Below are 26,871 nucleotides of genomic sequence, written 5' to 3'. Positions count from 1 at the left end.
GGGAATGCATCCCGTGACGCTCTGCGTCACACAGCGGACGCAGAGCGTCCAAGGCGGCATTCCCACGCAGAGCGTGGGAACGATCTATAGGAAACTGCCATGCCCACTGCCCTATACCGCTTCATCCTCGCCGCCCTGCTGTTGCTGCCCCTCGCCGCACACGCCAGCGACGCCGAAGACTTCATCAACGCCAACCCGATGCAACAAGCCAAGCTGCTCCAGGACTGGGCCGCCCAGCCCGACCCGGCGCGCATCGAGCTGGTGGACGCCCTGCAACAAGGCCAGATCAGCGTCAACGGCGAAACCAAGACCGTACGCCTGAACAACCGCCTGCGCGGCCTGATCGACAACGTGCAAGCCAGCCAGGAATTGCTCGCTGCCGACCCCAAGGTGCGCCTTGCCGCCGCCCAGACTCTGCAAAAAAGTGCACAACCTGCGCAGCTGAAATTCCTCGACCAGCAACTCGCCGGCGAAACCAATGATGACGTACACACAGCCCTCAGTCTCGCCCTGGCCAACCTGCAACTGGTAGATCCCGACCCGGCCGTGCGCCTGGCCGCCGTGCGCTTGCTCGGCGGCACCGGCGACCCGCTGGCCCGCACTCGCCTGGAAGCCCTGCTCGCTCCCGGCGTCGAAGCCGACGCCACGGTGCACACCGCCGCCGAGACCAGCCTGGCCCAGGTCAAACGCAAACTGATGGTGGGCGAGATTCTCGGCCAGGCCTTCAGCGGCATGTCCCTGGGCTCGATCCTGCTGCTGGCGGCGCTCGGCCTGGCGATCACCTTCGGCCTGCTCGGGGTGATCAACATGGCCCACGGCGAGATGCTGATGCTCGGCGCCTACTCCACCTATGTGGTGCAGTTGCTGATGCAGCGCTACGTGCCCCAGGCCATCGAGTTCTACCCGCTGATCGCGCTGCCGGTGGCGTTTTTTGTCACCGCCGCCATCGGCATGGCCCTTGAGCGCACGGTGATTCGTCACCTCTACGGCCGCCCGCTGGAAACCCTGCTCGCCACCTGGGGCATCAGCCTGATGCTGATCCAACTGGTGCGCCTGGTGTTCGGTGCGCAGAACGTTGAAGTGGCCAACCCCGAGTGGCTGTCCGGGGGAATCCAGGTGCTGCCCAACCTGGTGCTGCCGTACAACCGCATCGTGATCATCGCCTTCGCGCTGTTCGTGGTGGTGCTGACTTGGCTGCTGCTGAACAAGACGCGCCTGGGCCTCAACGTGCGGGCCGTCACCCAGAACCGCAACATGGCCGCCTGCTGCGGCGTGCCCACCGGACGCGTGGACATGCTCGCCTTTGGCCTCGGCTCCGGCATAGCGGGCCTCGGTGGCGTGGCCCTGAGCCAGATCGGCAACGTCGGCCCGGACCTCGGCCAGAGCTACATCATCGACTCGTTCCTGGTGGTGGTACTCGGCGGTGTCGGCCAGTTGGCCGGTAGCGTCATGGCCGCCTTCGGCCTGGGGATAGCCAACAAGATTCTTGAACCGCAGATCGGTGCCGTGCTCGGCAAGATCCTGATCCTCGCGCTGATCATTCTGTTCATCCAGAAACGCCCGCAAGGACTCTTCGCACTGAAAGGACGGGTGATCGACTGATGAACCAGCCATTGATGCTTACGGCCGCGCAAAAGGCCGGCCCCAAGGTGACTGTCGCGGTCGGTGCAGTGGTGCTGATCCTGCTGCTGGCGCTGCCGTTGTTCTCGCTGTTGTCACCGGAAAATCCGCTGCACGTTTCCGCCTATACCCTGACGTTGGTGGGCAAGATTCTGTGCTATGCCATCGTCGCCCTGGCGCTGGACCTGGTGTGGGGTTATGCCGGGATGTTGTCCCTCGGCCACGGCCTGTTCTTTGCGCTGGGCGGTTATGCCATGGGCATGTACCTGATGCGCCAGGCGTCCGGCGATGAGCTGCCGGCGTTCATGACCTTTTTGTCGTGGACCGAGTTGCCGTGGTACTGGACCGGCACCAGCCACTTCCTCTGGGCAATGTGCCTGGTGGTGTTGGCGCCGGGATTGCTGGCGCTGGTGTTCGGGTTCTTCGCCTTCCGCTCACGGATCAAGGGCGTGTACTTCTCGATCATGACCCAGGCCCTGACCTTCGCCGGGATGCTGTTGTTCTTCCGCAACGAGACCGGGTTCGGCGGCAATAACGGCTTTACCAATTTCCGCAGCATCCTCGGGTTTGGCATCACCGAGCCGGGCACGCGAGCGGCGCTGTTTGTGGCCACCGTGGTGTTGTTGGTGGCGAGCCTGTTCATCGGCTGGCGCCTGGCCCAGAGCAAGTTCGGCCGGGTACTGACAGCGCTGCGGGATGCGGAAAATCGCCTGATGTTCTGCGGCTACGACCCGCGTGGCTTCAAGCTGTTCGTGTGGGTGTTGAGCGCGGTGCTGTGTGGTTTGGCGGGCGCGTTGTATGTGCCGCAAGTGGGCATCATCAACCCCAGCGAAATGTCGCCGACCAACTCCATCGAGGCCGCTGTGTGGGTGGCCCTCGGCGGGCGTGGAACCTTGATCGGCCCGCTGCTGGGCGCCGGTGTGGTCAACGGCATGAAGAGCTGGTTCACCGTGGCGTTTCCTGAGTATTGGCTGTTCTTCCTCGGTGCGCTGTTCATTATCGTCACCCTGTATTTGCCCAAGGGTGTGATTGGCCTGCTGAAGAAGAGGGGCGACCAATGAGGATCACAGCGACGGCCGAATTTATGCTCGAACCTATCCTTGAACCCAATAAAGACCAGGGCAGCGCCCGCGATGCCATCGGCCTCGGTCAGGCCGCCGGCAAAGGCCTGAACACCCGCCACGGCACGATCCTGACCCTGGAAGACATCAGCGTCAGCTTCGACGGCTTCAAGGCGTTGAACGACTTGAACCTGTACATCGGCGTCGGCGAATTGCGCTGCATCATCGGCCCCAACGGCGCGGGCAAGACCACGCTGATGGACGTGATCACCGGCAAGACCCGGCCCAGCCACGGCAAGGCCTGGTTCGGCGAAACCCTCGACCTGACGAGCATGAGCGAAGTGCAGATCGCCCAGGCCGGCATCGGTCGCAAGTTCCAGAAGCCCACGGTATTCGAAGCCCTCAGCGTGTTTGAAAACCTGGAGCTGGCGCAGAAGACCGACAAATCGGTGTGGGCCAGCCTGCGGGCGCGCTTGAGTGGTGAGCAGAAAGACCGCATCAGCGAAGTACTCGACACCATCCGACTCACCGCTTCAGTCAATCGCCCGGCCGGCTTGCTGTCCCACGGCCAGAAACAGTTCCTGGAAATCGGCATGTTGCTGATGCAGGACCCGCAACTGTTGCTGCTGGATGAACCGGTGGCGGGCATGACCGATGCCGAAACCGAGTTCACCGCCGAGCTGTTCAAGCGCCTGGCGGGCAAGCATTCGCTGATGGTGGTGGAACACGACATGGGCTTTGTCGGCTCGATTGCCGACCACGTGACGGTGTTGCACCAGGGCAGCGTGCTGGCCGAAGGGTCGCTGGAACAGGTGCAGGAAAATGAGCGGGTGATCGAGGTTTACCTCGGCCGCTGAACCTGATCGTTCCCACGCTCCGCGTGGGAATGCATCCGGTGACGCTCTGCGTCACACGGCGGACGCGGAGCGTCCATCGCGGCGTTCCCACGCAGAGCGTGGGAACGATCATTAAGGGGAACTGAACATGCTGCAAGTCGACAAGCTGCACCAGTACTACGGCGGTAGCCACATCCTGCGCGGGCTTTCCTTTGAGGTAAAAGTCGGCGAAGTCACCTGCCTGCTGGGCCGCAACGGCGTGGGCAAGACCACCTTGCTCAAGTGCCTGATGGGTTTGCTGCCGGCCAAGGAAGGTGCGGTGAACTGGGAAGGCCGCGCCATTACCGGCTTCAAGCCGCACCAGCGGGTGCACGCCGGTATCGCTTACGTGCCCCAGGGCCGGGAGATTTTTGGCCGCCTGACAGTGGAAGAAAACCTGCTGATGGGCCTGTCACGCTTCCCCGGCTCCGAAGCCAAGGAAGTGCCCGCCTTCATCTACGAGCTGTTCCCGGTGCTGCTGCAAATGAAGCAACGCCGGGGTGGTGACTTGTCCGGCGGCCAGCAACAGCAGCTGGCTATCGGCCGGGCCCTGGCCAGCCGCCCGCGCCTGTTGATCCTCGATGAACCCACCGAAGGCATCCAGCCGTCGGTGATCAAGGAGATCGGCGCGGTGATCAAGAAGCTCGCGGCACGCGGCGACATGGCGATTCTGCTGGTGGAGCAGTTCTATGATTTTGCCGCGGAACTGGCCGACCAGTACCTGGTGATGTCCCGGGGCGAAATCGTCCAGCAGGGGCGTGGAGAAAATATGGAAAGCGAGGGTGTGCGCGGACTCGTTACGATCTAATCTGTAGCGTCCTAACGATAAGCACTGACCATGACCCTACCTGCCCCCACCGCGCTGTTCACCCCAAGCTGGCACGCCGAGCTGGAACTCGGCTACGCGCGTTTCGGCGACACCACGCGCCCAGTGATGCGCCGCCACCTCGGCCCACTGCGGGTGCAAAAGCATCTGTACGCCGAAGGCCCCGAGGTGTGCCAGCACATCATCGTGCACCCGCCGGGCGGGATTGCCGGCGGTGATCGTCTCGATATCAGCGCCCATGTCGCCGAAGGTGCGTGGGCGCAACTGACCAGCCCCGGCGCGGCCAAGTGGTACCGCGCCGGCGGGCCGGCGTATCAGAAACTGGAGCTGACGGTTGAGGCGGGCGCGACGCTGGAATGGCTGCCGCAGGAGACCATCGTGTTCAGCGCCGCCCAGGCCGAACTCACCACCCGCATCGACCTGCAAGGCGATGCCCGGCTGTTTTACTGGGACGTGGTCGCCCTCGGGCGCCCCGCCAGCGGCGAGCGTTTCGACCTCGGGCACTTCCAGTCGCACCTGGATATCCGCCGCGACGGCCAGTTGATTTGGCATGAGCGCCAGCGCATTGTGGGCGCCGACGGTTTGCTCGACTCACCCATCGGGCTGGACGGGCAACCGGTGTTTGCGACCTTGCTGGTGACCGGCGAAATCGACCCTGAACTGCTCGAACAATGTCGCTCCCTGCCCCACCCGGTACGCGGCGACCTGACCCAATTGCCCGGCCTGCTGGTGGCCCGCTGCCTGGCCAGTGAAGCGCTGCTGGCGCGAGCCTGGCTGATCGCACTGTGGCGCCTGCTGCGCCCGGCCGTGCTGGGCCGCGAGGCTGTATCACCGAGAATCTGGAGCACATGAAGATTAAAAATGTGGGAGCGGGCTTGCTCGCGAATGCAGTGGGTCAGGCAAAGATGCATTCACTGACACACCGCATTCGCGAGCAAGCCCGCTCCCACATTGGATCTCCGGTGTTTTTACGAATGTATTTCATAGTGGACCTTGAACGATGGACCTGACCCCACGGGAAAAAGACAAACTGCTGATCTTCACCGCCGGCCTGGTAGCCGAGCGACGGTTGGCGCGCGGTGTGAAGCTCAACTACCCGGAAACCATCGCCTACATCTCCGCCGCGTTGATGGAAGGCGCCCGCGATGGCCGCACCGTGGCCGAGCTGATGCACTTCGGCACCACCCTGCTCACCCGCGAACAGGTGATGGAAGGCATCCCGGAAATGATCCCGGACATCCAGGTGGAAGCCACCTTCCCCGACGGCACCAAGCTGGTCACCGTCCACCAACCCATCGCCTGAGGCCCGACCATGTCCTTTTTGATTCGTGATGCGGTGCACGCCGATTTGCCAGGGATTCGCGATATCTACAACGACGCGGTGCTCAACACCACGGCGATCTGGAACGAACAACCGGTAGACCTGGGCAACCGCCAGGCCTGGTTCAGCGCTCGTCAGTCGCAGTTTTATCCGGTCCTGGTGGCCGTCGAAGACGAGCAGGTCATCGGCTATGCCTCGTTCGGTGACTGGCGGCCCTTTGAGGGCTTTCGCCACACCGTCGAACACTCGGTGTACGTGCGCAACGACCAGCGCGGCAAAGGCCTCGGCCCACAGTTGATGCAGGTGCTGATCGAGCGGGCGAATACCTGCGACAAACACGTGATGGTCGCCGCCATCGAAAGCGGCAACCAGGCCTCGATCCGCCTGCATGAGCGCCTGGGTTTCATCACCACCGGGCAGATGCCCCAGGTCGGCACCAAGTTCGGCCGCTGGCTGGACCTGACCTTCATGCAACTGACGCTCAACCCAGGCGCTGTGCCGCCCAAGGAGTGACACTGATGAACGCCCAACTGCGTCGAGTCAATGCCGAAAGTTTTGCCCATTACCGCCCGGGTTTGATTGAGCTGTTGCTGGACGCCGTGAAGCACGGCGCATCGGTGGGCTTCATGGCCGACTTCGATGAAGCCCAGGCCGGCACTTATCTCAACGGCGTGCAGGCCAGTCTTAACGATGGCAGCCTGCTGCTGTGGGTGGTGGTGCGTGATGAACACGTCATCGCCAGCGTGCAATTGGCGCTGTGCATGAAAGCCAACGGCCTGAACCGCGCCGAAGTGCAGAAGCTGCTGGTGCACAGCGAGGCCCGGCGCCGTGGCCTTGGCCAGCAACTGATGAGCGCCCTGGAACTGAGCGCCCGCCAGTACAAACGCGGGCTGCTGTACCTGGACACCGAAGCCGGCTCCGGCGCCGAAGCCTTCTACCAGTCGCTGCGTTATACCAAGATCGGTGAATTGCCCGACTACTGCCAAAGCCCGGACGGGCGCTACACCCCGACCGCCATCTACTTCAAGACCCTGGGGCAACCTGCATGATTCCTGGCGAATTTCAGATCCAGCCTGGCGACATCGAACTCAACGTGGGCCGGCGCACCGCCACCCTGAGCGTAGCCAACAGCGGCGACCGGCCGATCCAGGTTGGTTCCCACTATCACTTTTTCGAGACCAACGACGCACTGACGTTCGACCGTGCTGCCAGCCGTGGCATGCGCCTGAACATCCCGGCCGGCACCGCCGTGCGCTTTGAGCCAGGGCAGAGTCGTGAAGTGGAACTGGTTGAGCTGAGTGGCAAACGCCGGGTGTTCGGGTTTGCCGGGCGCATCATGGGCGACCTGGACTGACCTGTGGCGAGGGAGCTTGCTCCCGCTCGGGCGCGCAGCGGCCGCAAAAGAGCTGACTCAATCTTTCTGACTCACCCCGGTGCCTGGCTTTTGGGGCTGCTGCGCAGCCCAGCGGGAGCAAGCTCCCTCGCCACCTATCGGGAACGATCAAGGAACTAAACACATGAAGATTTCCAGACAAGCCTACGCCGACATGTACGGCCCCACCGTTGGTGACAAGGTCCGCTTGGCCGACACCGAGCTGTTCGTCGAAGTCGAACAGGACTTCACCGTCTACGGCGAAGAAGTGAAGTTCGGCGGCGGCAAGGTGATCCGTGATGGCCAGGGCCAGAGCCAACTGCTCGCCCATGAGGTGGTCGACACCCTGATCACCAACGCGCTGATCATCGACCACTGGGGCATCGTCAAGGCTGACGTCGGCCTGAAAAACGGCCGCATCGCCGCCATCGGCAAGGCCGGCAACCCGGACATCCAGCCCGGCGTGACCATCTGTGTCGGCGCCAGCACCGAAGTGATTGCCGGTGAAGGCATGATCCTCACCGCCGGCGGCATCGATACCCACATCCACTTCATTTGCCCGCAGCAAATCGAAGAAGCACTGACCAGCGGCGTCACCACCATGATCGGCGGCGGCACCGGGCCGGCCACCGGCACCAACGCCACCACCTGCACCTCCGGCCCATGGCACTTGGCGCGCATGCTCCAGGCCTCCGACTCGTTCCCGATGAACATCGGCTTCACCGGCAAGGGCAACGCCAGCCTGCCGGAGCCGTTGATCGAACAAGTGAAGGCCGGTGCCATTGGCTTGAAGCTGCACGAGGACTGGGGCACCACGCCGGCGAGCATCGACAACTGCCTGAGCGTCGCCGACGAGTACGACGTGCAGGTGGCGATCCACAGCGACACCCTCAACGAATCCGGCTTTGTCGAAACCACCCTCGCCGCCTTCAAGGGCCGCACCATCCACACCTATCACACCGAAGGTGCCGGTGGCGGTCACGCGCCAGACATCATCAAGGCCTGTGGCTTCCCCAACGTGCTGCCCAGCTCCACCAACCCAACCCGGCCGTTCACCCGCAACACCATCGACGAACACCTGGACATGTTGATGGTGTGCCATCACCTGGACCCGAGCATTGCCGAAGACGTGGCCTTTGCCGAAAGCCGCATCCGCCGCGAAACGATTGCCGCCGAAGACATCCTTCACGACCTCGGCGCGTTCTCGATGATCAGCTCCGACAGCCAGGCCATGGGCCGCGTCGGCGAAGTGATCACGCGCACCTGGCAGACCGCCGACAAGATGAAGAAACAGCGCGGGCCATTGCCTGGCGACGGAGAAGGCAACGACAACTTCCGCGCCAAACGATACATCGCCAAGTACACCATCAACCCGGCGATCACCCATGGCATCAGCCACGAAGTGGGTTCCATCGAAGTCGGTAAATGGGCCGACCTGGTGCTGTGGCGCCCGGCGTTTTTCGGGATCAAGCCAACCCTGATCCTCAAGGGCGGCGCGATTGCCTCAAGCCTCATGGGCGACGCCAACGCCTCGATCCCGACGCCGCAACCGGTGCACTACCGCCCGATGTTCGCCAGCTTCGGCAGCTCGCTGCACGCCACCAGCCTGACCTTTATCAGCCAGGCGGCGTTGGCGGCAGGCCTGCCGGAGCAGTTGGGGTTGAAGAAGCAGATCGCCGTGGTCAAGGGTTGCCGCGCGGTGCAGAAAACCGACTTGATCCACAACGATTACCTGCCGGATATCGAGGTTGACCCGCAGACCTACCAGGTCAAGGCCGACGGTGTGTTGCTGTGGTGTGAACCGGCGGATGTGCTGCCGATGGCGCAGCGTTACTTTCTGTTCTGAAGCGCGATTTCCAGAGCCTCGTCAGTGAGCCTCTGGAGAATCGCCTTGCGCTCCTCGTGCAGTTTCACCGCAAGCGCATCGTAGACGTCCTGGTGCATGGGCGTGCCGGGAGGAAAATCCTCAACCGACTTGTCCAGCATCAGGGCCGAATTGCGCAGGGTATTGCGCAGGGCCATCTTCTGCGATTCAAGCAATCGACCATTGGCCGCCAGATCATTCAGGGCACTCGTCAAGTCTTCCAGCGCCGCCCTTTTGCGCGTCAGCCAGACAAAGGCCGCGGGCGTCGAACGCTCAAGGTACTCACCCCAGAAGTCCAGCTCGACGAGCGCATCCCTGAGCAGGTCGCCCTCCTCCAATGCCATGACCCGATCAAAAGCATCGTCCAGCATCTGCGGGGTGACGTCGGGTTCCGGGTACATCACATCCGCTGATTGCCAGGGCAGCTCAAGCCGTTGGGCCAACCCGGTGGAAAACGCCAGATGGACCCCCACTTCGTCGATAGCCCGTTCGGGGTTTCCAGCAGAGTCGGTTCCCCGGTCCCGATCATTGGGGAACTTGCGGCCTTGCTCACTCAATGCCGCCACCCGGGCGCGAGCAATTTCTCCCAGCTTGTTGAGCCGGGTCCTGCCTTTGGCCACCGTCAACATCAGTTGCTCGACCACGTCGGGGTGAGGGTTGGTCCAAGCCTCATACACCATCACTTCGATCCCCATGGCATTGAACAATTGGGCACCCGCATCAACGCAGCTGGTAGGCGCCCTCGCCATGTCGAAAAGCTTCTCACGCAGCCGGGTGTCGTCGTACATGGCGCGCAACATTCGCCAGACCTTGGCCGTAAGGTCTTGCGCGAAGTCTTCCGACATTGCATCGGCAGACTCGCTCAACTTGCGGATTTCGTTAAAAAACGGTTCGGCGCCCCTGGACTCTTCCAAGGCATTCCATAGGGGCTGCAAGTCCCTCCACTGCATGTCGGTGAGGCCGGACTTCCATTGGATGCTGTCCTGCATCCCTCGGGGTGGAAACTGCCGCTCCGGGTCCATACCTACAGATGCAATGTACTGCTTGAGCTGGCGAAGGCCTTCGGGCGTCAGCAAGGAGCGAGTAACACGGGTGCGCGCAAGAATCGCAGCCTGCGCTGAACCTGGCTCGACTATCGGCACCTCGAGCGCATTACCTTCCAGGTCCAGGTTGAACTCGCGAGGCCGAGGCCTGGCGAAGATCCCAATGGGCCAACCACGCTGCCCGGTATCGCCCAATGAAACGTGATACAGCCGGCGCATCCGGCTGATGTCCGGCGCCATGCCCAGCGGATTGGACTCCAGCTCGAGTGTCTGGAGCCGGGTGAGGTTCTTCAATCGGTTGACGGCCGCGACGTCCAGCACAATCTCGTTATCCGCCAGTATCAACGTCTCAAGCCTGGGCAGATGCTCAAGCAACAGGGGCAGGCGAGTGAGCTGGTTGTCTTCCAGGTTGAGGGTGCGCAAGCCGCGAAAGGGAGCCAGGAAAGGCTCGACGGCATTGGTCAGTTCCGCACTGGATATTTCCAGGTAAGTGACATGATCAAAGTTGGCGCTCAGCGCCGGAAGCGACGCCAACTGAGGTTGTATGTCAATCTCGCTCACTTCGATCTTCTGGCCCAGGGGATTGCCGGAACTATCCACATCAACCTCACCGTTACGCCTCCAGGCGCGAATCAACACCTTGCGCAGTTCTTTACGGATGGCACGCTGCTCTCGGTATTCAGCGCTATTGGCCTCACCAAAGCCCTGGATCGGTGATGCTTCCCAGGTCTCCAAGGTGGAACGGAGCATTTCGTACTCCTGCTCCAGAGAGATGAGCCAGGTGTCGTCGGCCGGCGTGTAAGGTGCACGCAGTTGGGCAATCTGCACTTCGTCAAAAGTGGGGTAGAGGGCTTTGATACGCTGGCGAACGTTGTGCTCCCAGGAGCCCGCACCACGACCACTCCAGGCATAACCGATCCGCCCGCGAGAAGAGCGCTGCGGCGAAATGAAAAAGGGTGAGCCCAACGGTTGCATGCCCAGCACCTTGCGCAGGCCGGCACGGGACAGGGCGTGCTGTTGAATCAACCTTCCAAGTTGCGGCCCCTGCCCGACCTCGGGCAACCCCACGGACTGGCGATGAGCCTCCGGCAGTGCGTGCTGCAAGGAATCGTACAAGCTATCGACCCCATGTAACTCGTTGCCCTGGGTGTCAAACACCTGATACTGACCATCGCCCACTCGCACCAGCAGTTTGAGGTTGCTGGACCCAGGTAGGCCATAGCTGGCACGCAGGCGCCCGCTCACCGAGCCTTCGTGCACTTCAATGCGCAGGCTGTCCCGCCAACCGGGAAGGTGCTCAAGGGTATTGAGCACCAGGGCTTCAGTGTCAGCATTGGCCAACGCATCCAGGTACAGCCCTTCATACGCCCGGGCCAGGCGCAATTCCCCAAGTTTCTGGCGCGCTTGCTGCGCCAGCTCCAGGGGAATCTTGCGATTGTTGACCAGGCTCGCCCTCTGCGAGGGGCTGGCACCTTCCAGCAGTTCCTCGACCATGACCGGTGGCAGGCTTTTGAAGTCGCGCGCGAACAGTTGCAGTTCGGCGCTGCCAGGCGATGACCGCCCGAGGTAAAGGCTGTCGAACACCCGCCGCAGGGACTGTTTTGCATAGATTCCCAGGCGAGCCTGCAACGCCTGGCTACGCAGCGCGGCCCCGTAGGGCATATGCTGGCCGAGCAGGTTTTTAAGCTGCTCCTCGGGCAAACTCTCGACGATCAACGCCGGCAGCTTGCCGCCGAACAGGTCGATGCGGCTGATGCTGATCAGTTCCGTCCCGGGCGCATGAGGTTGGCCATACAACGCAGCTGTCCTGCTGGTGCCCTGGCCGTCAAATACTTCGATGGTCCTGCCGGGCGGCCAGCCGGTCATTTCCACCATCAACGACGCGGCGTAGCTACCCAGGTCCATCGACATCGACCCCGCAAGGATCTGCCCACTCAAGCTTTCGGCACGCCCGTAAGCCCGCATGCGCACCGCCGTATCGAGTGTGATGGCCGGAGTGGGCTCGCTTTCCACGTACAGCCGGCGCAGCACGCTTTCGTCGGTGTCACTGATCTTGCGCACCTGCTCCAACTGCGTATCGCTCAGGCCTTCCATTACATGGCTCAGTCGCCGCATCAGCGGAACACCTTGCCACGTCAGGGGCTCATCGGCCTCATGGGTCCAGGCGCCAGAACCGTTGTTGACGATCTGAGGCTCATACGCCTCGGGCCTGCTGGGGTGCTGGACCCGGTACACGCCCGGTTCGTCTTGCGCGGTCACGGCGTAGCGATTGCCGTCCACCGACACCACCTGGCGCCCATTGACGGTATGTAGTCCCGCCTGGTCGGGAACCGAGCCTGCCGGCAGTCGGATGTCCTGCGCATAGGGCGCAAGGTCCGGCTTCCACAAGCGGGCCTTGCCCGACGGCAGCCTGACGGCCTTGAGTCCTTCGATAAACGGCGACACGCTGATATGCAACGCAGCGCCGCCCACCGCCAGTTGCGCGAGATTTTCCAGCACGTCAGCGATATGCGCCCAGCCAGCCTCGCGGTCACCCTGGCCGAGTTCAACCACGCCCTCCAGCACTTCGTACAGCAGTTGCCCGGCCGTGACCACCGCCATCAGTGCACCCAAGGGCGGAATGAACATCGACACCAGGTTCAAGGTGAACAGGCCGATGTTCATCAGATGCGCCATCCGCCGGTCGTGGCCAGCCGCGTCGGTGTGAGCGGTGGGTATCGCCATGCTCAACCCATCGTCGAGTGCGCGCTTGCGCATGTCGGCGTACAGCTCGTCCCAAGGGTCGACGTCGATCCACAGCCCCTTGATCGGGTGGGCGTTGAGGTTCAGGTTTGGCTGGTCCTGCGGCGTGCGGCTGATATGTCGCGGGGACTTTATGACGGCGTTGATCGCCTGGAGTTCGGTAAGGGATTTTCTAGCGTAGTACTGTCGCCACGCTGGATCAGGGCCCAGGGCCACGCGCCTTTGCGGTTCATCGACGCGTTTCTCGGTGAACCGCCCGTAGTAGTAAGCCAGGTATTTTTTCCCGATGAACCGTGAGAAAAACTGTTGGTGGGCCGTGACCTGAACACCCCTGCTGTCCCAATAGTCCTCGGGTCTGTAAGCGGTCAGCTCACGGGTCGTTTCCTCTGCATAGTCGGCAAAGGTTTTGTAGCGCTTGATGGGGTGCTCGGGGTGGTCGGGGATGTAGACGATAAGCCAGGTGCCATACCCATGCTCCACGCTCGGGTCGATCATGAGGCAGCCGTGCATTTGCAGTTCCATGATACTGGGCCAGCGGTGCCAGACCTGCTTGCCTTCGTGCTTGATGCGTCGCTCGCCATTGGCGATGCGCAGCAGTAGCGCGTAGTCGTCGCTGCGAATATCACCTTTGAGCAACGCCACGTAGGCGGCGGCTCTGAAGGCGTCCTTTTGCCGGGTGATAAAGCGTTCACGCAGCAGGTTCCTGGACACGGTTTGCACGGGCAGCAGGTAGGTGGTGAGGTGTTCCTGGTACAGCCTGCCCAGGTCCAGGTCGCGGCATAACCGGGCGAAGGTCTCGATCGTCAGGGTCGTGGTATGGCGCTCGAAACGGCCATCGGCGCCGGGAGCGGTGACAAAGCCTGAAGCACTGTCGAAGAACCCGGCGCGGGTCTCGCGCGCTTCAAAATTGTTCAAGGCCGCTTGCAACAGGGACAAAGTCTTGGTCCGGTAGCCTGTCGCTAGACCTTCGACCGGTACATAGAGGCGCAGATGCACCTGGTTGACGTCCAGCTCAAACCCGGCAGCCTTCAACGCGGCTTCAAGCAATGGCCGGGCGAAGGCGTTGACCTCTTGCACCTTGCCGGTCGCTTGCTCCAGTGCAGTGTGAGACTTGATGCTCGCCTCCAACAGGTTTTGCAGCGCAGCCTTCTGTGCCGGGGTGGTGGCCGCATACCAGGCGGGGATCTCTGGCTTGGCCTGCGTGATGGCTGCACGCAGGGCAGGAGATGCGCTGACCAGGCTTTCGGGGATGGCGGCTTTGATCTGTGCATAGTGACGCCCTTCGCCGCCCGGCAGGAGCGAGGAGGAGGCTTGAGGTGCTGGCATAAACGAGTACCGATAGGGAAATTAAGGCAATGACCTTAATCAGTCGCCCCCGGCACTCGGCGGTAGCTATTTGAACGGATTGCCCCCCATGGACGAACACTCAAAAAGCGCTGGCAGGCTTGATGCACACGGGGGGATTTCCATGGGGTAATTAAGTCGTCGATCCATAGGTAATCCGGGGCCGATGCGTTAACTATTGCGTGCTATCCAGCGGCTTTTCGACTTATTAATCCACAGCGGTTTTCAGTAGCCTTTTTCCTTTGCTTACCCAAAGGAATGCCCCCATGCAGGATGCCCCCTCCGTTACTCCCCTCTCATCTTCCGACGACAACAGTGCGTTCATTCGCCAGGCCATTCCGGACTGGCTGGTACAGGCGCCGGCCCACCGCATAGAAGCGTTGAAACAGGCCAGGCTCGAACAGGCGCAGTGGATGGACAGCTTGTCGCCGCTGCAGCGAAGAACCTTGAAGGGGTTCAATGAAACCAGTTTCAAATCCCAACACGCGGTGGATAAACACCTGGCCAACGTCCAGGCACTCAAGCCCTTCGCCATAGGCCTGCTCAACGGCGCGCTGAAAGAACAATTCAACCTCACCGTGGATGTCGAAGGCACCTCTCTTCGTTTGTATGAGCCGCTGAGGCTCGGCACCCTGGGGATCAAGGCCGGCGAATACAAAGTACTGGAGGTGTCGCTGGTGCAGGCTGCCCTGCATAACGTTGAAGCCAGTGAAGGTGAAGACGGCGCATTCGATCCTGCCTCCGGGTTCACCCAATACCCGGACCGGGAAGGCGCCTCTCCCAGGATCAGCCCGGCGCTGACCGTACCCGCCTTTATCAGGCTGTGCCGTACGCTGGACGTGGGTGCCCGCTACCAGGCGCACCTCAAGGAAACATTACTGCCCACCGACGAGACGGCCGCCACCCGGTTGCGCGACGCCGTGATCACCAGCCAGAAGGATGCCCTCAGGGCTGCGGCGTACCTGGCGCTGCTCAAGCAGGACATTCTCCCGGATGACTTCACCATGGTGCTCAAGGTGGTCGACGGCGAACGCAACCCGACGCTCGGCGGCAAGCCGGTGTGGTTCAGTTGCCTGAGCGTGATGGACCGCGCGCTCATGGGGAGCGTGGTGTTTACACCGGTGGAAAAATATCGCTATGCCACCGACTTCATCGTCTACCTGCCCCACGATCCGGAGCACCCGCTCAAGCGCTACAACAGCCTTGATGCGCTGAAAACCGAACTGAACCGCCAGTGGGTGGCGCGCGACAAAGCGCCAAGCGAATCCGGCAATAACAACCGCCCGACGCCCACGAGCTACCAGCATTTTTTCAGCCAGTTTCTCAATGAGCATGACAAGCCGGCGTTCTTCAACCGGTTTACCGAACCCGCTGCGGACTCCACCGCCGCCGTCGACGCAGTAGCGCGTTCGCCGGTGACCCAGACAATGCTGCAACTGGCCTTCCCGGTATTGACTACGACGGTCATGCCCCAGTCGCTTCCGCCCCCGAAAGCCGGCTGCAGGGTGGTGAAGACGGGCGCTCCCGACCTGTACCTGATGGTGGTCTCAAGACAGGGCCTGTGGGCTGACAACGTCGACCTGTGGGCCAACCTGTTTGAGCATGGCCGCGACAAGGCCCTCGGCGATGCGCGCGACCAGGCAGTGCCCACCGCCGATGTCGACGCTCGGGTGCGCGGGCAAAAAATCGCCCGTTGGCTGGAGGCCGGCGCTACCGTGCTCGGCCTGGGACTGGCGTTCGTCCCGGTGCTCGGCGAAATCATGCTGGCCGCCATGGCGGGCCAATTGCTCTACGAAACCTTCGAAGGTGTGATCGACTGGGGCGAAGGCGACCGTGATACGGCCAAGGCGCACTGGTTCGACGTCGCCCAAAACCTGGCCGCCATGGCGCTGCTGGCCGGCGCGGGGAAAAGCCTGCAAAAGCTCGCGGCACCGCCTACACCCGCGTTGGTACAGGGGCTCAAGCCGGTTCGTTTGCCAGGTGGCGAGCAGCGGCTGTGGAAGCCGGACCTTACGCCTTATCGCAGCCCCGTCGTATTGTCCAAGGACGCCACGTTTGATGACCTGGGCTTGCACAGCCACGACCAGCAGCCGCTGCTGCCCCTCGACGATCAACTGTATGCCGTCAAACCCGAGCCCGACGGCGACACCTATCGCATACAACACCCCACCCGCTCCGACGCTTATGCCCCGCAGGTGGCGCATAACGGCGCGGGCGCCTGGCTGCATGAAGGCGAAGAACCGCTGACCTGGGACGGCCCGGCGCTGATGCGCCGCCTGGGTTGTCGCACCCGGGGCTTGAGCGACGCACAACTGGAACAGGCACGCCTGGCCAGTGGCACTCGCGCCGATCAACTGCGCCAACTGCATGTGGACCTGCAACCGCCGCCCGCCCTGTTGAGTGACAGCCTGGCGCGCTTTGGCATCCATCAGCGGATCGAGACGTTTATCGAGAAGATGGGCAGTGACGACCCGCTGGATTATGTGCTGGCCGACCCGGCGATCACCGAGCGCGTGGTGGCGCACCGAGGCTTGACCTATCCGGCGGTCCTCGACCCGACTCCCCGGGTGCTGGACGAACAGACGATGCTGTGGCGCCGCGAAGTTGCCCAGGCTGCCCGGGACAGTCGGACCTCGCTGTTCGACGCGGATTATCGCGCCCATAACCTGACCCGCTCGCCCCCGGTACAGCAGCTCATTGACAGGTTTTCCGGCCTGCCGGCGGAGGTTGCCAGGCAGTTGCTGGAAACCGCCACGGACGCGGATTTAACTGCGCTGAGTGGCCATCAGCAGTTGTCACCAAGGCTCACCGCCCTGGCGCGCGAAAGCCAGCAGCAAGTGCGCATTGCGCGGGCCTATGAAGGCTTGTTCCTCGACACCCTGCAGAGCCAGGACAGCCTGCGCTTGGCCCTGCATACCCTGCCCAGCTTGCCGGGTTGGGACCCGAGCCTGCGAGTGGAAATCCGCTTGGGCAGCGAACAGGGCCCCCTGATCGACGCCGTCGGCCCAGAGGCCGACGCACTGCCGTTGGTGCTGGCGATGGGTGAAGACGGAGCGTTCGGCGCCACCGACCTGTATGGCGCCGTTCTGGCACGTCTTGAACAGGGCCAGCGTCGAGCACTTGGCGAAGCCGCACGGGACGCCGGCACCTTGAAGCAACGGGTGCGGCAAACGCCATTGGCCCGGGACGAGCTGCGCTCGGTGCTGCTGGAATACCCGGTGCTGCGCAAACCCTTGGCAGGAGACCTGCGCCTGCGGGGCGGCTCCCCGCTGCACAAACTCACTCAATTGCGCAGCACCCATACGCGGGTGCGCAAGCTGTATCCGGGGTTCAGCGACGAGCAGGCCACAGCCTTCATCGAGACCCTCGGGAGCGATGCGCGCACTGAGTTGACGCGCCGGGAAGACCAATACGCCGCCCTCAAACGCGCACTCAAGGACTGGGTGAATCGCAGTGCCCGAGAAGATACGAGCAGGCGTCCATTTGAGGTAAACCCGGGACGCCGGGAGCAGTCAGTGGCCGATGCGTTGAGAGATTGCTGGCGCCGACAGACCGTGGACCGTGCCGGGGCCTACACCGGGCGCCGACTGGAAATCAGCGCCCAGGTGAACCTGCCCAAACTCAACGCCGATTTTGGCCATGTCGAGGAGTTGGTTCTCGACTACATGAGCTTCACCGACGGCCCCGGGCAGTTCCTTGGCAACTTCCCCAATCTGAAACGTTTGACCCTCAAACAAGTCGGCGGTATCGGACGCCACACACTGACCGAACTGCCCGAAGCTATTACGGCCATGAAGGCGCTGACGCACCTGGACCTGTCGAAAAATGCCATCCGCCTGAGCGAAATCAGCGCCGGCCAACTGGCCGGCCTGAGCCGCCTGGAAGAACTGTGCCTGAACGACAACCCCTTGGGCACCCTGCCGGATTTCAGCCCGCTGCTACGACTGCGAAAGCTGGAGCTGCGTGACACCCGGATCAATCAGTGGCCCACAGGCCTGCTGGAACTGCCGGAGCTGAGAGAAGTCGACCTGTCCGGCAATCACCTGAGCGCGGTGCCCGACAGCCTGCTCAACCCAGCCCCCGAAAACGTGGAAGCCAGCATCCGTCTCAACCGCATGACCCGCCTGCGTGACAACCCATTCACCCCGCAAGCCAATCAGCAGATGCGGGCGTACATCGCTCGCCTGGCACAAACTCGCCCGGGCTGGCGCAACGGCGGCCAGCCTGGCGCCTTCGAAGTACCCTTGAGCCACACCGACGAAATGCGGCGGATAAGGGACCTGTTTCCCGGCTACAGCGAGGAGGAAAACGAGCAATTCGTATTGCACGCAGGCGACGGGGCGCCGGCTGAACTGACGCGCCTGGAAGGCGAGTGGCAAACCTTGAGCACCCAACTGAACGCCTGGGCCACACAACGGTTCCTGGTGGCTGCCGACAGCGAAAACCTGCGTGCAGGGGATGCCAACCATCGCCAGCAATTCGCTCGAGACCTCAAGGCGTGCTGGCGGCGCATGACTCCCAAAGTGCTGGCCCAAGATGGTTCTCCCGCCGGCTACACCCTTGAAGCACTCGGCTTGAGAGTCGGCGACTTGCCTGCGCTGGAAGCAGATTTCAGCCACGTTGGGTCAATCAAGCTTCAGGACATGCAATCCGTATACGGCCTGGATGAGTTTCTCGGCCACTTCAGTCACACCCGTTGGCTCGACCTGTCGTACGGAGAGTTGCGTTCAATCCCGCCCAGCGTTGCCCGGATGACTCGGCTTACCCGCCTGGACCTCAGGAGCAACCAACTTTCCCTGAGCGAGGCCGACGTGGATCTGCTGGAGGGGCTCACTTCACTCAAGATCATCAATCTGAGCCGCAACGCCCTGGCGCGTACCCCCAACTTCGCAACCCTGCCGAACCTGCGTAGGGTGAATTTGAAAAACACCGGGATCACCGAGTGGCCGCAGGGCTTGGGGCCACATCAGGCGTTGGACATCGTTAACCTGGCGCAGAACCGCATCACGCAGTTGCCCGAGTCCCTGGTCAACCCGCTGCCCGAGGAGGCCGAGGCATTCATCTACGTCAACAACGTCACCTTTATCGACGGCAACCCGCTGAGCACCGAAGCCCGCAGGCAGTTGGTCGAGTATTGGAGCAATGCAACCTTGCTCCACCGCGAGGCAGCAGCGGGCCGGCAGCCCGGCGCGATGCGTTATCGGGCGCCACAGCCCGCTACAGTCGAGGTTCACGCGCCTCAAGAACAGATCGTGGACGACACACCGGAGCCGGCATACCAGCACTGGATGGATGGTCTGTCACCCGAGGAAATCGACGCACGACGCAGCCTGTGGGAGTCGATTGCCGAGAAACCCGGTTCGCAGATCTTCCTCGACATCCTCGACAACCTCAAAGAATCGGCGGAGTACCGCAGCCGCTATACCGACCTGCAATCGCGCCTGTGGCAATTGCTCTATGCGGCCCGGGACGATGGCTTGCGTGAAGAGCTGTTCAACCTGGCGGGTGACCCGCGCTGCGGCGATCGGTCGGCCCTGGTGTTCAGTGACATGGAGACCAAGGTGCTGACGTGGCAAGCCACGCGCTATGCCGCCGATGGCGAGGCGGGACCGGCACTCTACACGTTGGCCAAAGGTCTTTTTCGCCTGGACGAGGTGGAAAAATTAGCCAGCGCAGACATTCGGGTTCGAGAAGGCATGATTCGCACGTCGACCATGACCCCTGAACAAAAAGTCGCCGCCCTGGAAAAACTGGAAGATGTTGAAATTCGCCTGGCCTATCGCATGGGCCTGGCCCGCCGCCTCGGCCTGCCCGGTCAGCCCAACGATGCCCGCTACCTCGCAACGGGACAGGTAGCGCCGCAGATCCTGAATAATGCCGCCATCACAATAGAAAAACTGGACAACTCCAAAAAGCTCGTACAGTCGCTGTTAGGCCGCGAATTCTGGCAGGCCTTTATTCGCAACCATTATGACGATGAGTTCAGAGTCCTGAGGGAGCCCCATGACGTGCGCTTGAATGCGTTATCCGAGGAACACGATGCGGGCGCCCTCAGTGATGAGGCCTACGCAACCCAGGCTGAAAATGTGCAACTGCAACTGGCCGTGGACGAGGCGCAACTGATTCGCTCGCTGACCCTGCGCGACTGGGTGCCGTGCAAGGCGCGCTGCAGCATCACCTGATGGATTCAGGGCGTTTGCACCAACCGCCCCAGCCGTTGCTTGAGCATCTGGTTCTCGGCCCGCAGTTGCTGGACTTCCTCCAGCAGGTCGAGCGCCAGGGCGACGCCTTCCCATTCCAGCTCCAGGTCCTTTTGCAGCGCCGAGGCGCGCTTGGCCAAGGCCAGTTCGTAATCGGTGAAGCGCCAGGACTCGGGACTGGTCCCCACCGGTTCAACGATGCCGTGCTCGACGATTTCGATCACGTAGGCCACCGACAGGTCGGTGGCCTCACAGAATTCTGCCATGTTCACTTGAACCAAACGGGGACTGCTCATCGTTAGCTACTCCATGATTCTCTTGGATCGAAGGCGGCTTTTTGTGCCAGTTCCTGCCACAACGCCTTGACCTCGTCGTCGGTGTTTTTCGGCATCACCGCCTTGAGTTGCACAAACAGATAACCGCGCTGCCCGGCCTTGTTCAACAAGCCATGGCCCTTGGCGCGCATGCGCTGGCCGTTCTGGCTGCCGGCCGGCACCTTGAGGTTGATTTTGCCGGTGAGGGTCGGCACCGCCACTTCCGTGCCCAGCGCCAGCTCCCACGGGGCCAGTGGCAGGGTGATGATCAGGTTCTCACCTTCCACATCGAATTTAGGGTGTGGCGCGAACTTGATGATCAAGTACAGATCACCATTGGCACCACCGCCAATCCCCGGCGCGCCCTGGCCCTTGAGGCGGATGCGCTCGCCGTCGGCCACACCGGCCGGGATCTTCACGTTCAGGCTCTTGGTGGTGTTGCTGACGTGCTGGCCGGCCGCGTTGTATTGCGGCACCTGGAAGTTGACCTGCTTGGACTCGTTGGACAGGGTCTCTTCGAGGAAGACCGGCAGTTCCATTTCCACATCTTGCCCCCGGCGCCCGGCACTGCGGCCCTGGGCACCACCAAAACCATTGCCGCGCGAACCGAAGATCGAGCTGAAGAAGTCCGAGAAGTCGCCGGTGTCCTGGCCACCGCCGCCATAGCCACCACGGCTCTGCCAGCCTGGCGGGCCCTGGAACGGCTGGCCATGCTGGCCGTACTTGCGCAGATCGTCGTATTCGGCGCGCTTGTCGGCACTTTTCAGCGCTTCATAGGCTTCGGACGCGTCCTTGAACTTGGCTTCAGCGTCCTTTTCCTTGCTCACGTCCGGGTGATATTTGCGCGCCAGCTTGCGATAGGCGGCCTTGATCGCCTTGTCGTCAGCGGTGGGTTCTACACCGAGAATCTTGTAATAGTCTTTGAAGTCCATCGGGGGCATCACCATCCATTATCGATATCGCACTGCCAGCGTCACAGCATGCGCCTGTTTGCGGCGTCTGGATTGACCGATCTCAATCTTGTGACCGAAGGGTGCGTCAGAAGTTTATCGGCGCTGCGGGCAGAATCCTGCAGCCACCAACCGTATGGGGAGGATTTGGGGGCAAAGGCCGGGCTTTCAAGGTAACAAGTGCGTTGTATTTAGCGGATAGTCGGCCTACGCATCTGCACGCGGGTGGCATACACTGCGCGGCCGTTTTTCAACCGGAACCCGATTGACATGAAAAACCCATCCCCAGCCCGTGCCTGCGGTATCGACTTCGGCACGTCCAACTCCACCGTCGGCTGGATTCGTCCCGGCATGGAAACGCTTATCGCGCTGGAGGACGACAAGATCACGCTGCCGTCGGTGGTGTTCTTCAACTTCGAAGAGCGCCGCCCCGTGTACGGTCGCCTGGCCCTGCACGAGTACCTGGAAAACTACGAAGGCCGGCTGATGCGCTCGCTCAAGAGCCTGCTGGGTTCCAAGCTGATCAAGCACGACACCAGTGTATTGGGCACGGCCATGCCGTTCACCGACCTGCTGGCGCTGTTTATCGGCCAACTCAAGAGCCGCGCCGAGACCACCGCCGGGCGTGAGTTCGACGAAGTGGTGCTGGGCCGTCCGGTATTTTTCGTCGACGACGACCCGATGGCCGACCAGGAAGCCGAGAACACCCTGGTGGACGTGGCCCGCAAGATCGGCTTCAAGGACATCTCGTTCCAGTACGAACCGATTGCCGCGGCCTTCGACTACGAGTCCACCATCGAGAAAGAAGAGCTGGTGCTGATTGTCGACATCGGCGGGGGTACCTCCGACTTCTCCCTGGTGCGCCTGTCGCCCGAGCGCCGCCAGATCGACAACCGCCACGACGACATCCTCGCCACCGGCGGTGTGCACATCGGCGGTACCGACTTCGACAAGCAGCTCTCGCTGGCCGGCATGATGCCGCTGTTCGGCTACGGCAGCCGCATGAAGAGCGGCGCTTATATGCCCACCAGCCACCACATGAACCTGGCGACCTGGCACACCATCAACTCGGTGTACTCGCAGAAATCCAAGCTGGCGCTGGGCAGCATGCGCTACGACATCGAGGACACGGGTGGCATCGACCGCCTGTTCAACCTGATCGAGCAGCGCGCCGGGCACTGGTTGGCGATGGAAGTGGAAGAAACCAAGATCCAGCTGACCCGGCAGGACAGCCGCCATGTGTTGCTGGACCGGGTCGAGCCGGGGTTGAGCGTGGAATTGAGCCGGGCGCTGTTCGAGTCGGCCATCGATGGCTTGCTGGAGCGGGTGCGCAATGCGGTGACGCAACTGCTCAACGACGCCTCGGTGGACGTGGCCCAGGTGGACACGGTGTTCTTTACCGGGGGTTCCAGCGGGATTCCGGCGCTGCGCCACAGCATCTCGGCGATGCTGCCGAATGCGCAGCACGTGGAAGGGAACATCTTTGGCAGTATTGGCAGTGGTCTGGCGATTGAGGCCAGCAAGCGCTACGGCTACTGAGTTTTAGCTGAAACCATGGCGCGCCCTTCGCGAGCAAGCCCGCTCCCACATTCGGCTGCATTCCAAAGTTGGAACTCGGTCAAATGTGGGAGCGGGCTTGCTCGCGAAGGGGCCAGTCCAGGCAACATCAATGCCTAAACCATCCCCGCCAGCTTCAACTCACTCTTCAAGTACGCATAATAAATCGGCCCCGCCACCACCCCCGGCAGGCCGAACGCGGCTTCGAACACCAGCATCGCCAACAACAATTCCCACGACTTGGCACTGATCTGCCCACCGACAATCCGCGCGTTGAGGAAGTACTCGACCTTGTGGATCACGATCAGGTAGCCCAACGCCGCCACCGCCACCCAGATCGACAGCGACAAGGCCACGATGGTGATCAGGGTGTTGGACATCAGGTTGCCGATCACCGGCAGCAGGCCCAGCAGGAACGTCAGCACGATCAGGGTCTTGGTCAGCGGCAGGTGGATCCCGCACAACGGCAGCACCACCGCGAGGAAGATCGCGGTGAACGCGGTGTTCAGCGCGGCGATCTTGATCTGCGCGAAAACGATGTTGCGAAAGGCCTGGACCAGCAGGTGCAGGCGATCAAACAGCGCGGCCGCCAGGGGTTTGCGCTTGGTCAGGTCCGGCACCCGTTGCAGGGCGATGATCGCCCCCAGCACCATGCCGATCAACAAGGTCACGAACATGTGCGCGGCGTCTTTGCCCACCAGTTGCAGTTCGCTGAGGTGTTTGCTCAGCCATTCGCCGATGGCCACGCGGAACTCGGCGGCGCTGGCCGGCAGGTAGGCGTCGAGGAACGGCGGCAACTGGCCGCGGGCACGGTCGACCACGCCCATGAACTTATCGAGGGAGGCCCCCGGGTTTTCCGCTTCGTGCAGCAGGAAACTGATGGCCCCGGCGAAGATCAGGGTCAGGATGCTGACGATCAAGGTTCCCAGCAAGGCTACCGCCAACCAGCGCGCACGCCGGCCTTCGATCAACCGCTGCAACTGCGGGGTGAGCATGTTGACCAGCTCATACACCAGCAGCCCGGCCAGCAGGCTCGGCAGCAACTTCAATGGCAAAACCAGCAGCAGCCCGCCAAAAATCAGCACGCAACTGACCAACAACAACACGTGACGCTGAGAAAACGTTGGCATACAGCCTCAAAACGAACGGCGTTAAAGGATGGGCAGTCTGCCAGCGTTGGGTGAATCAAGCGAGAAGTCTAAACGCGGTCCAATGTGGGAGCTGGCTTGCCTGCGATGGCGGTGGGTCAGCCAACAAAGGCATCGACTGTCAGGTCGCAATCTTAGGCAAGCCAGCGCCCACAGAGTTCTGCATCATTATTTCTTCAGGCAGGTGCTCATAAAGGTTTTACGCGCATCGCCGGTCAGCGCCTGGGTTTTCGCGGTGGCGTTGCAATCTTTCATCTTCTGTTGCTGGGGGGTCAGGGTCTTGGCGTCGTTGGCCGCCGGGGCCGCCTTGAGGCAGTTGCTCATGAACGCCTTGCGATCATCACCGGTCTTGCCACTGGTCTTGGCTTCGGCGTTGCAAGTAGTCATTTTTTGTTGCTGAGCCGTCTGTGCGGCAGTCGCGGCAAAGCCTTGGGAACACAGCAGCAGGCCCATCATCAACAGCGGAATACGCAGCATCTTCATGGAGTTTTCTCCCTGTTACCGTGCCGAGGGGCACGGCCTCCCCAGCAGTGTAGTCAAACCCTGTTACACCTTCCTGCCGCGTATATGGGTCCGGCGATACTGCTCCGGCGTGCAGCCGGCCTGGCGCTGGAACATCGCGATAAACGCCGAGGCCGTGCTGTATCCCAGGTCAAACGCAACTTCCTGGACGCTGCGCGCGCTGTCCAGCGCTTCGATCGACGCCAGGAACCGCAGGCGTTGGCGCCATTCGCCGAAGCTCATCCCCAGCTCACGCACAAATTGCCGCGCCAGGGTGCGCTCACTGACATGCACCTGCTGCGCCCACTGGGCCAGCGCGCGGTTATCGCCAGGGTCGGCCTGCATGCCCTCCAGCACACTGAGCAACCCGGGATGGCTGGCATACGGCAGGAAACAATCGTGCACCGGCGCCTGCCTGAGCTGGTCTACCAGCACCTGGGCCAGGCGCACGTCGGCTTCGTTCTCGGGAATGTTGACGTCACGCTCGGCGAAATCACTGAGGATCGCCTTGAGGATATCGCTGATGGTCAGGGTGCACGGCTGCGCCGGCAATTGCTCGCACAAGGCGGGCGCCAGATATACGGAGCGGTAGACGATCGCCTGGGCGTTGTAGGAACTGTGCTGGGTGTTGGGTGGGATCCATACCGCATATTGCGGCGGCGACATAAAGCGACTGCCGGCCACTTCAAAGCGCATCACGCCACGGGCCGAGTAGTCCAGGGAACCCCAGGCATGCTGGTGCGCACTGGCATGGGTGTCAGCCTCGAATTCCGAATAACGGAAATACACCGGGGCCGGCAACTGGTCAAAATCGGGAAGGTTGATGTACTTCTTGAGCATGTTGTCTGGATACAAAGGTCGGATGGCTGGATCGAAGTATAGGCTTCGATCCAGACAAAGGATAATCACCGCTCATAGACGCAATTGGTTCTTTTCGATGCAATACGCTTATCCGTTACTGGCCATTTTTATCTGGGCCGGCAATACCGTGGTCAACAAACTCGCGGTGGGGACGATTTTCCCTGCCGAGATCGGTTTTTACCGCTGGCTGCTGGCCGGCCTGCTGTTTACCCCGTTCATGCTCAAACCCGTCATCGCCAACTGGCCGCTGATTCGTCCCAACCTGGGCAAGGTCTTCATCCTCGGCGTGCTGGGCATGGCGGTGTACCAGAGCCTGGCGTATTACGCCGCGAACCTGACCTCGGCCACCAACATGGGCATCATCCTCTCGCTAATGCCACTGATGGCTCTTACCGCCGCAATCATCAGCCTTGGCCAGCGCCTGACCTTCGGCGCCCTGACCGGTGCCGTGCTGTCGTTTGCCGGCGTGGTAGTGGTGGTTTCCGCCGGTAGTCTCAGCGCCCTGCTGCAACACGGGCTGAATATGGGTGACGCGATGATGCTGGTGGCCACCCTCGCCTACGCGGTCTACAGCACCCTGCTGAAAAAATGGCAGCTGCGCTTGCCGCCACTGGTGTTGCTGTACCTGCAGGTGCTGGTGGCGGTGGTGGTGTTGTTTCCGCTGTTCCTGCTCTCCGACAAGGCCGGCCTTGGCTGGTCGAATATCCCGCTGGTGCTGTACGCCTGCCTGCTGGCCTCGATGCTCGCGCCGCTGGCCTGGATGCATTCGGTGAAGACCCTCGGCCCAAGCCGCACCACGCTGTTTTTCAACCTGCTGCCGCTGATCACCGCGTTGATTGCCGCAGTGGTGTTGAAGGAGCAACTGGCGATGTATCACCTGGTGGGCGGCTTGCTGACCCTGGGCGGGGTGATTTTGTCGGAGCGCTGGACGACGCCGGTTCGCAGCAATGTCAGCGCGCAGGAAGCTACTTGAGCCCCACCACTCCGGCGACGATCAAGCCCACTGACACCAGCTTGATCAGCGTCAGGCTCTCCCCCAGCAACGCGAACCCGAGAAACACCGTGCCCAGTGAGCCAATGGCGGTCCAGATCGGGTAGGCCACGCTCACCGGCAACTCACGCATGGCCAGGGTCAGGAAGTAGATCCCGCCCACGGCCGCGACGACGGTGACCAGCGACGGCCACAGCCGGGTGAAGCCGTCGGCGTACTTCATGCCCATGGCGAAGGTCACCTCAAAGCCGGCGGCGATCAGCAGGAAAAGCCACGACACT

Annotated in this window: 20 protein-coding genes; 13 read left to right on the top strand and 7 right to left on the bottom strand. The window is 62.1% G+C overall.

The genetic code is table 11. The annotated features are described in order from the left end of the window. Window positions 1–99: 99 nt before the first annotated feature. The 10 genes from urtB (at window position 100) to ureC (ending at window position 8,921) form a co-directional block, all read left to right on the top strand. Window positions 100–1,602: an urea ABC transporter permease subunit UrtB gene (urtB, locus tag HX814_RS14965; RefSeq protein WP_003217374.1), complete on the top strand. Its 1,503-nt coding sequence runs from the start codon at window positions 100–102 to the stop codon at window positions 1,600–1,602. Beyond that, window positions 1,602–2,681, top strand: a complete 1,080-nt coding sequence (gene urtC / locus HX814_RS14960) for an urea ABC transporter permease subunit UrtC (RefSeq protein ID WP_008439056.1) — start codon at window positions 1,602–1,604, stop codon at window positions 2,679–2,681. The genes urtB and urtC overlap by 1 nt, the downstream gene beginning before the upstream one ends. After that, window positions 2,678–3,538 carry an urea ABC transporter ATP-binding protein UrtD gene (urtD, locus tag HX814_RS14955; RefSeq protein ID WP_003217378.1) on the top strand — a complete coding sequence of 287 codons (861 nt, stop codon included), beginning with the start codon at window positions 2,678–2,680 and terminating at the stop codon, window positions 3,536–3,538. The genes urtC and urtD overlap by 4 nt, the downstream gene beginning before the upstream one ends. Window positions 3,539–3,665: 127 nt before the next feature. Continuing rightward, window positions 3,666–4,364 (top strand): urea ABC transporter ATP-binding subunit UrtE, encoded by a 699-nt coding sequence (gene urtE, locus HX814_RS14950; RefSeq protein ID WP_003217380.1) that lies wholly within the window; start codon window positions 3,666–3,668, stop codon window positions 4,362–4,364. Window positions 4,365–4,394: 30 nt separating this feature from the next. Then, window positions 4,395–5,234, top strand: coding sequence for an urease accessory protein UreD (locus HX814_RS14945; protein ID WP_003217381.1), 840 nt, complete (start codon window positions 4,395–4,397; stop codon window positions 5,232–5,234). A gap of 148 nt (window positions 5,235–5,382) precedes the next feature. Continuing rightward, window positions 5,383–5,685 (top strand): urease subunit gamma, encoded by a 303-nt coding sequence (gene ureA / locus HX814_RS14940; protein ID WP_003217383.1) that lies wholly within the window; start codon window positions 5,383–5,385, stop codon window positions 5,683–5,685. A gap of 9 nt (window positions 5,686–5,694) precedes the next feature. After that, window positions 5,695–6,216, top strand: coding sequence for a GNAT family N-acetyltransferase (locus HX814_RS14935; protein WP_177008326.1), 522 nt, complete (start codon window positions 5,695–5,697; stop codon window positions 6,214–6,216). 5 nt (window positions 6,217–6,221) lie between these two features. After that, complete coding sequence (locus HX814_RS14930) at window positions 6,222–6,752, top strand: N-acetyltransferase (protein WP_063033356.1); 531 nt, start codon at window positions 6,222–6,224, stop codon at window positions 6,750–6,752. Then, on the top strand, window positions 6,749–7,057 hold the full coding sequence (locus HX814_RS14925; RefSeq protein WP_003217389.1) for an urease subunit beta: 309 nt from the start codon (window positions 6,749–6,751) through the stop codon (window positions 7,055–7,057). Before HX814_RS14930 ends, HX814_RS14925 begins: the two co-directional genes overlap by 4 nt. 163 nt (window positions 7,058–7,220) lie before the next feature. Next, window positions 7,221–8,921: an urease subunit alpha gene (gene ureC / locus HX814_RS14920; RefSeq protein ID WP_087693127.1), complete on the top strand. Its 1,701-nt coding sequence runs from the start codon at window positions 7,221–7,223 to the stop codon at window positions 8,919–8,921. On the opposite strand, the gene HX814_RS14915 is transcribed toward ureC, so the two are convergent. Continuing rightward, complete coding sequence (locus HX814_RS14915) at window positions 8,906–14,050, bottom strand: dermonecrotic toxin domain-containing protein (RefSeq protein WP_177008325.1); 5,145 nt, start codon at window positions 14,048–14,050, stop codon at window positions 8,906–8,908. The two genes, ureC and HX814_RS14915, sit on opposite strands and share 16 nt — an antisense overlap. A gap of 284 nt (window positions 14,051–14,334) precedes the next feature. On the opposite strand from HX814_RS14915, the gene HX814_RS14910 reads away from it, so the two are divergent. After that, complete coding sequence (locus tag HX814_RS14910; protein ID WP_177008324.1) at window positions 14,335–20,250, top strand: NEL-type E3 ubiquitin ligase domain-containing protein; 5,916 nt, start codon at window positions 14,335–14,337, stop codon at window positions 20,248–20,250. 5 nt (window positions 20,251–20,255) lie between these two features. Here the strand turns inward: HX814_RS14910 and HX814_RS14905 are convergent, their stop codons facing one another. Both HX814_RS14905 and HX814_RS14900 read right to left on the bottom strand, forming a co-directional pair. Further along, on the bottom strand, window positions 20,256–20,564 hold the full coding sequence (locus HX814_RS14905) for a chaperone modulator CbpM (protein ID WP_003217397.1): 309 nt from the start codon (window positions 20,562–20,564) through the stop codon (window positions 20,256–20,258). Between the two features lie 2 nt (window positions 20,565–20,566). Beyond that, complete coding sequence (locus HX814_RS14900) at window positions 20,567–21,514, bottom strand: DnaJ C-terminal domain-containing protein (protein ID WP_008439071.1); 948 nt, start codon at window positions 21,512–21,514, stop codon at window positions 20,567–20,569. 288 nt (window positions 21,515–21,802) lie between these two features. Between HX814_RS14900 and HX814_RS14895 the strand changes: the two genes are divergently transcribed. After that, entirely contained in the window at window positions 21,803–23,071 is a 1,269-nt protein-coding gene (locus tag HX814_RS14895) for an Hsp70 family protein (RefSeq protein ID WP_003217400.1), read from the top strand. Between the two features lie 134 nt (window positions 23,072–23,205). Here the strand turns inward: HX814_RS14895 and HX814_RS14890 are convergent, their stop codons facing one another. The 3 genes from HX814_RS14890 to HX814_RS14880 form a co-directional block, all read right to left on the bottom strand. After that, window positions 23,206–24,219, bottom strand: a complete 1,014-nt coding sequence (locus HX814_RS14890) for an AI-2E family transporter (RefSeq protein ID WP_003217402.1) — start codon at window positions 24,217–24,219, stop codon at window positions 23,206–23,208. 186 nt (window positions 24,220–24,405) lie between these two features. Continuing rightward, window positions 24,406–24,720, bottom strand: coding sequence for a PsiF family protein (locus HX814_RS14885; RefSeq protein ID WP_003217404.1), 315 nt, complete (start codon window positions 24,718–24,720; stop codon window positions 24,406–24,408). 63 nt (window positions 24,721–24,783) lie between these two features. Next, window positions 24,784–25,578, bottom strand: coding sequence for a helix-turn-helix transcriptional regulator (locus tag HX814_RS14880; RefSeq protein WP_003217407.1), 795 nt, complete (start codon window positions 25,576–25,578; stop codon window positions 24,784–24,786). Window positions 25,579–25,675: 97 nt separating this feature from the next. Here HX814_RS14880 and HX814_RS14875 point away from each other — a divergent pair, with 97 nt between their 5' ends. Next, window positions 25,676–26,572 (top strand): DMT family transporter, encoded by an 897-nt coding sequence (locus tag HX814_RS14875; protein ID WP_134325654.1) that lies wholly within the window; start codon window positions 25,676–25,678, stop codon window positions 26,570–26,572. On the opposite strand, the gene HX814_RS14870 is transcribed toward HX814_RS14875, so the two are convergent. After that, entirely contained in the window at window positions 26,565–26,870 is a 306-nt protein-coding gene (locus HX814_RS14870) for a multidrug efflux SMR transporter (RefSeq protein WP_003217412.1), read from the bottom strand. The two genes, HX814_RS14875 and HX814_RS14870, sit on opposite strands and share 8 nt — an antisense overlap. Between the last annotated feature and the right edge of the window lies 1 nt (window position 26,871).

This window comes from Pseudomonas sp. C8002 (assembly GCF_013385765.1).
GTDB lineage: Bacteria > Pseudomonadota > Gammaproteobacteria > Pseudomonadales > Pseudomonadaceae > Aquipseudomonas.
Note: the sequence above shows the minus strand (reverse complement) of the source record. Positions and strands in the feature narration are given on the sequence as shown.

Excerpts from the sequence above, each read along its gene's own strand:
- HX814_RS14935 (WP_177008326.1), top strand. The coding sequence starts at position 5,695 with ATGTCCTTTTTGATTCGTGATGCGGTGCACGCCGATTTGCCAGGGATT.
- ureA (WP_003217383.1), top strand. The coding sequence starts at position 5,383 with ATGGACCTGACCCCACGGGAAAAAGACAAACTGCTGATCTTCACCGCC.
- HX814_RS14895 (WP_003217400.1), top strand. The coding sequence starts at position 21,803 with ATGAAAAACCCATCCCCAGCCCGTGCCTGCGGTATCGACTTCGGCACG.
- urtD (WP_003217378.1), top strand. The coding sequence starts at position 2,678 with ATGAGGATCACAGCGACGGCCGAATTTATGCTCGAACCTATCCTTGAA.
- HX814_RS14890 (WP_003217402.1), bottom strand. The coding sequence starts at position 24,219 with ATGCCAACGTTTTCTCAGCGTCACGTGTTGTTGTTGGTCAGTTGCGTG.
- HX814_RS14900 (WP_008439071.1), bottom strand. The coding sequence starts at position 21,514 with ATGGACTTCAAAGACTATTACAAGATTCTCGGTGTAGAACCCACCGCT.
- HX814_RS14930 (WP_063033356.1), top strand. The coding sequence starts at position 6,222 with ATGAACGCCCAACTGCGTCGAGTCAATGCCGAAAGTTTTGCCCATTAC.
- urtE (WP_003217380.1), top strand. The coding sequence starts at position 3,666 with ATGCTGCAAGTCGACAAGCTGCACCAGTACTACGGCGGTAGCCACATC.
- urtB (WP_003217374.1), top strand. The coding sequence starts at position 100 with ATGCCCACTGCCCTATACCGCTTCATCCTCGCCGCCCTGCTGTTGCTG.
- HX814_RS14885 (WP_003217404.1), bottom strand. The coding sequence starts at position 24,720 with ATGAAGATGCTGCGTATTCCGCTGTTGATGATGGGCCTGCTGCTGTGT.
- HX814_RS14875 (WP_134325654.1), top strand. The coding sequence starts at position 25,676 with ATGCAATACGCTTATCCGTTACTGGCCATTTTTATCTGGGCCGGCAAT.
- HX814_RS14915 (WP_177008325.1), bottom strand. The coding sequence starts at position 14,050 with ATGCCAGCACCTCAAGCCTCCTCCTCGCTCCTGCCGGGCGGCGAAGGG.
- HX814_RS14905 (WP_003217397.1), bottom strand. The coding sequence starts at position 20,564 with ATGAGCAGTCCCCGTTTGGTTCAAGTGAACATGGCAGAATTCTGTGAG.
- HX814_RS14880 (WP_003217407.1), bottom strand. The coding sequence starts at position 25,578 with ATGCTCAAGAAGTACATCAACCTTCCCGATTTTGACCAGTTGCCGGCC.
- HX814_RS14945 (WP_003217381.1), top strand. The coding sequence starts at position 4,395 with ATGACCCTACCTGCCCCCACCGCGCTGTTCACCCCAAGCTGGCACGCC.
- HX814_RS14910 (WP_177008324.1), top strand. The coding sequence starts at position 14,335 with ATGCAGGATGCCCCCTCCGTTACTCCCCTCTCATCTTCCGACGACAAC.
- urtC (WP_008439056.1), top strand. The coding sequence starts at position 1,602 with ATGAACCAGCCATTGATGCTTACGGCCGCGCAAAAGGCCGGCCCCAAG.
- ureC (WP_087693127.1), top strand. The coding sequence starts at position 7,221 with ATGAAGATTTCCAGACAAGCCTACGCCGACATGTACGGCCCCACCGTT.
- HX814_RS14925 (WP_003217389.1), top strand. The coding sequence starts at position 6,749 with ATGATTCCTGGCGAATTTCAGATCCAGCCTGGCGACATCGAACTCAAC.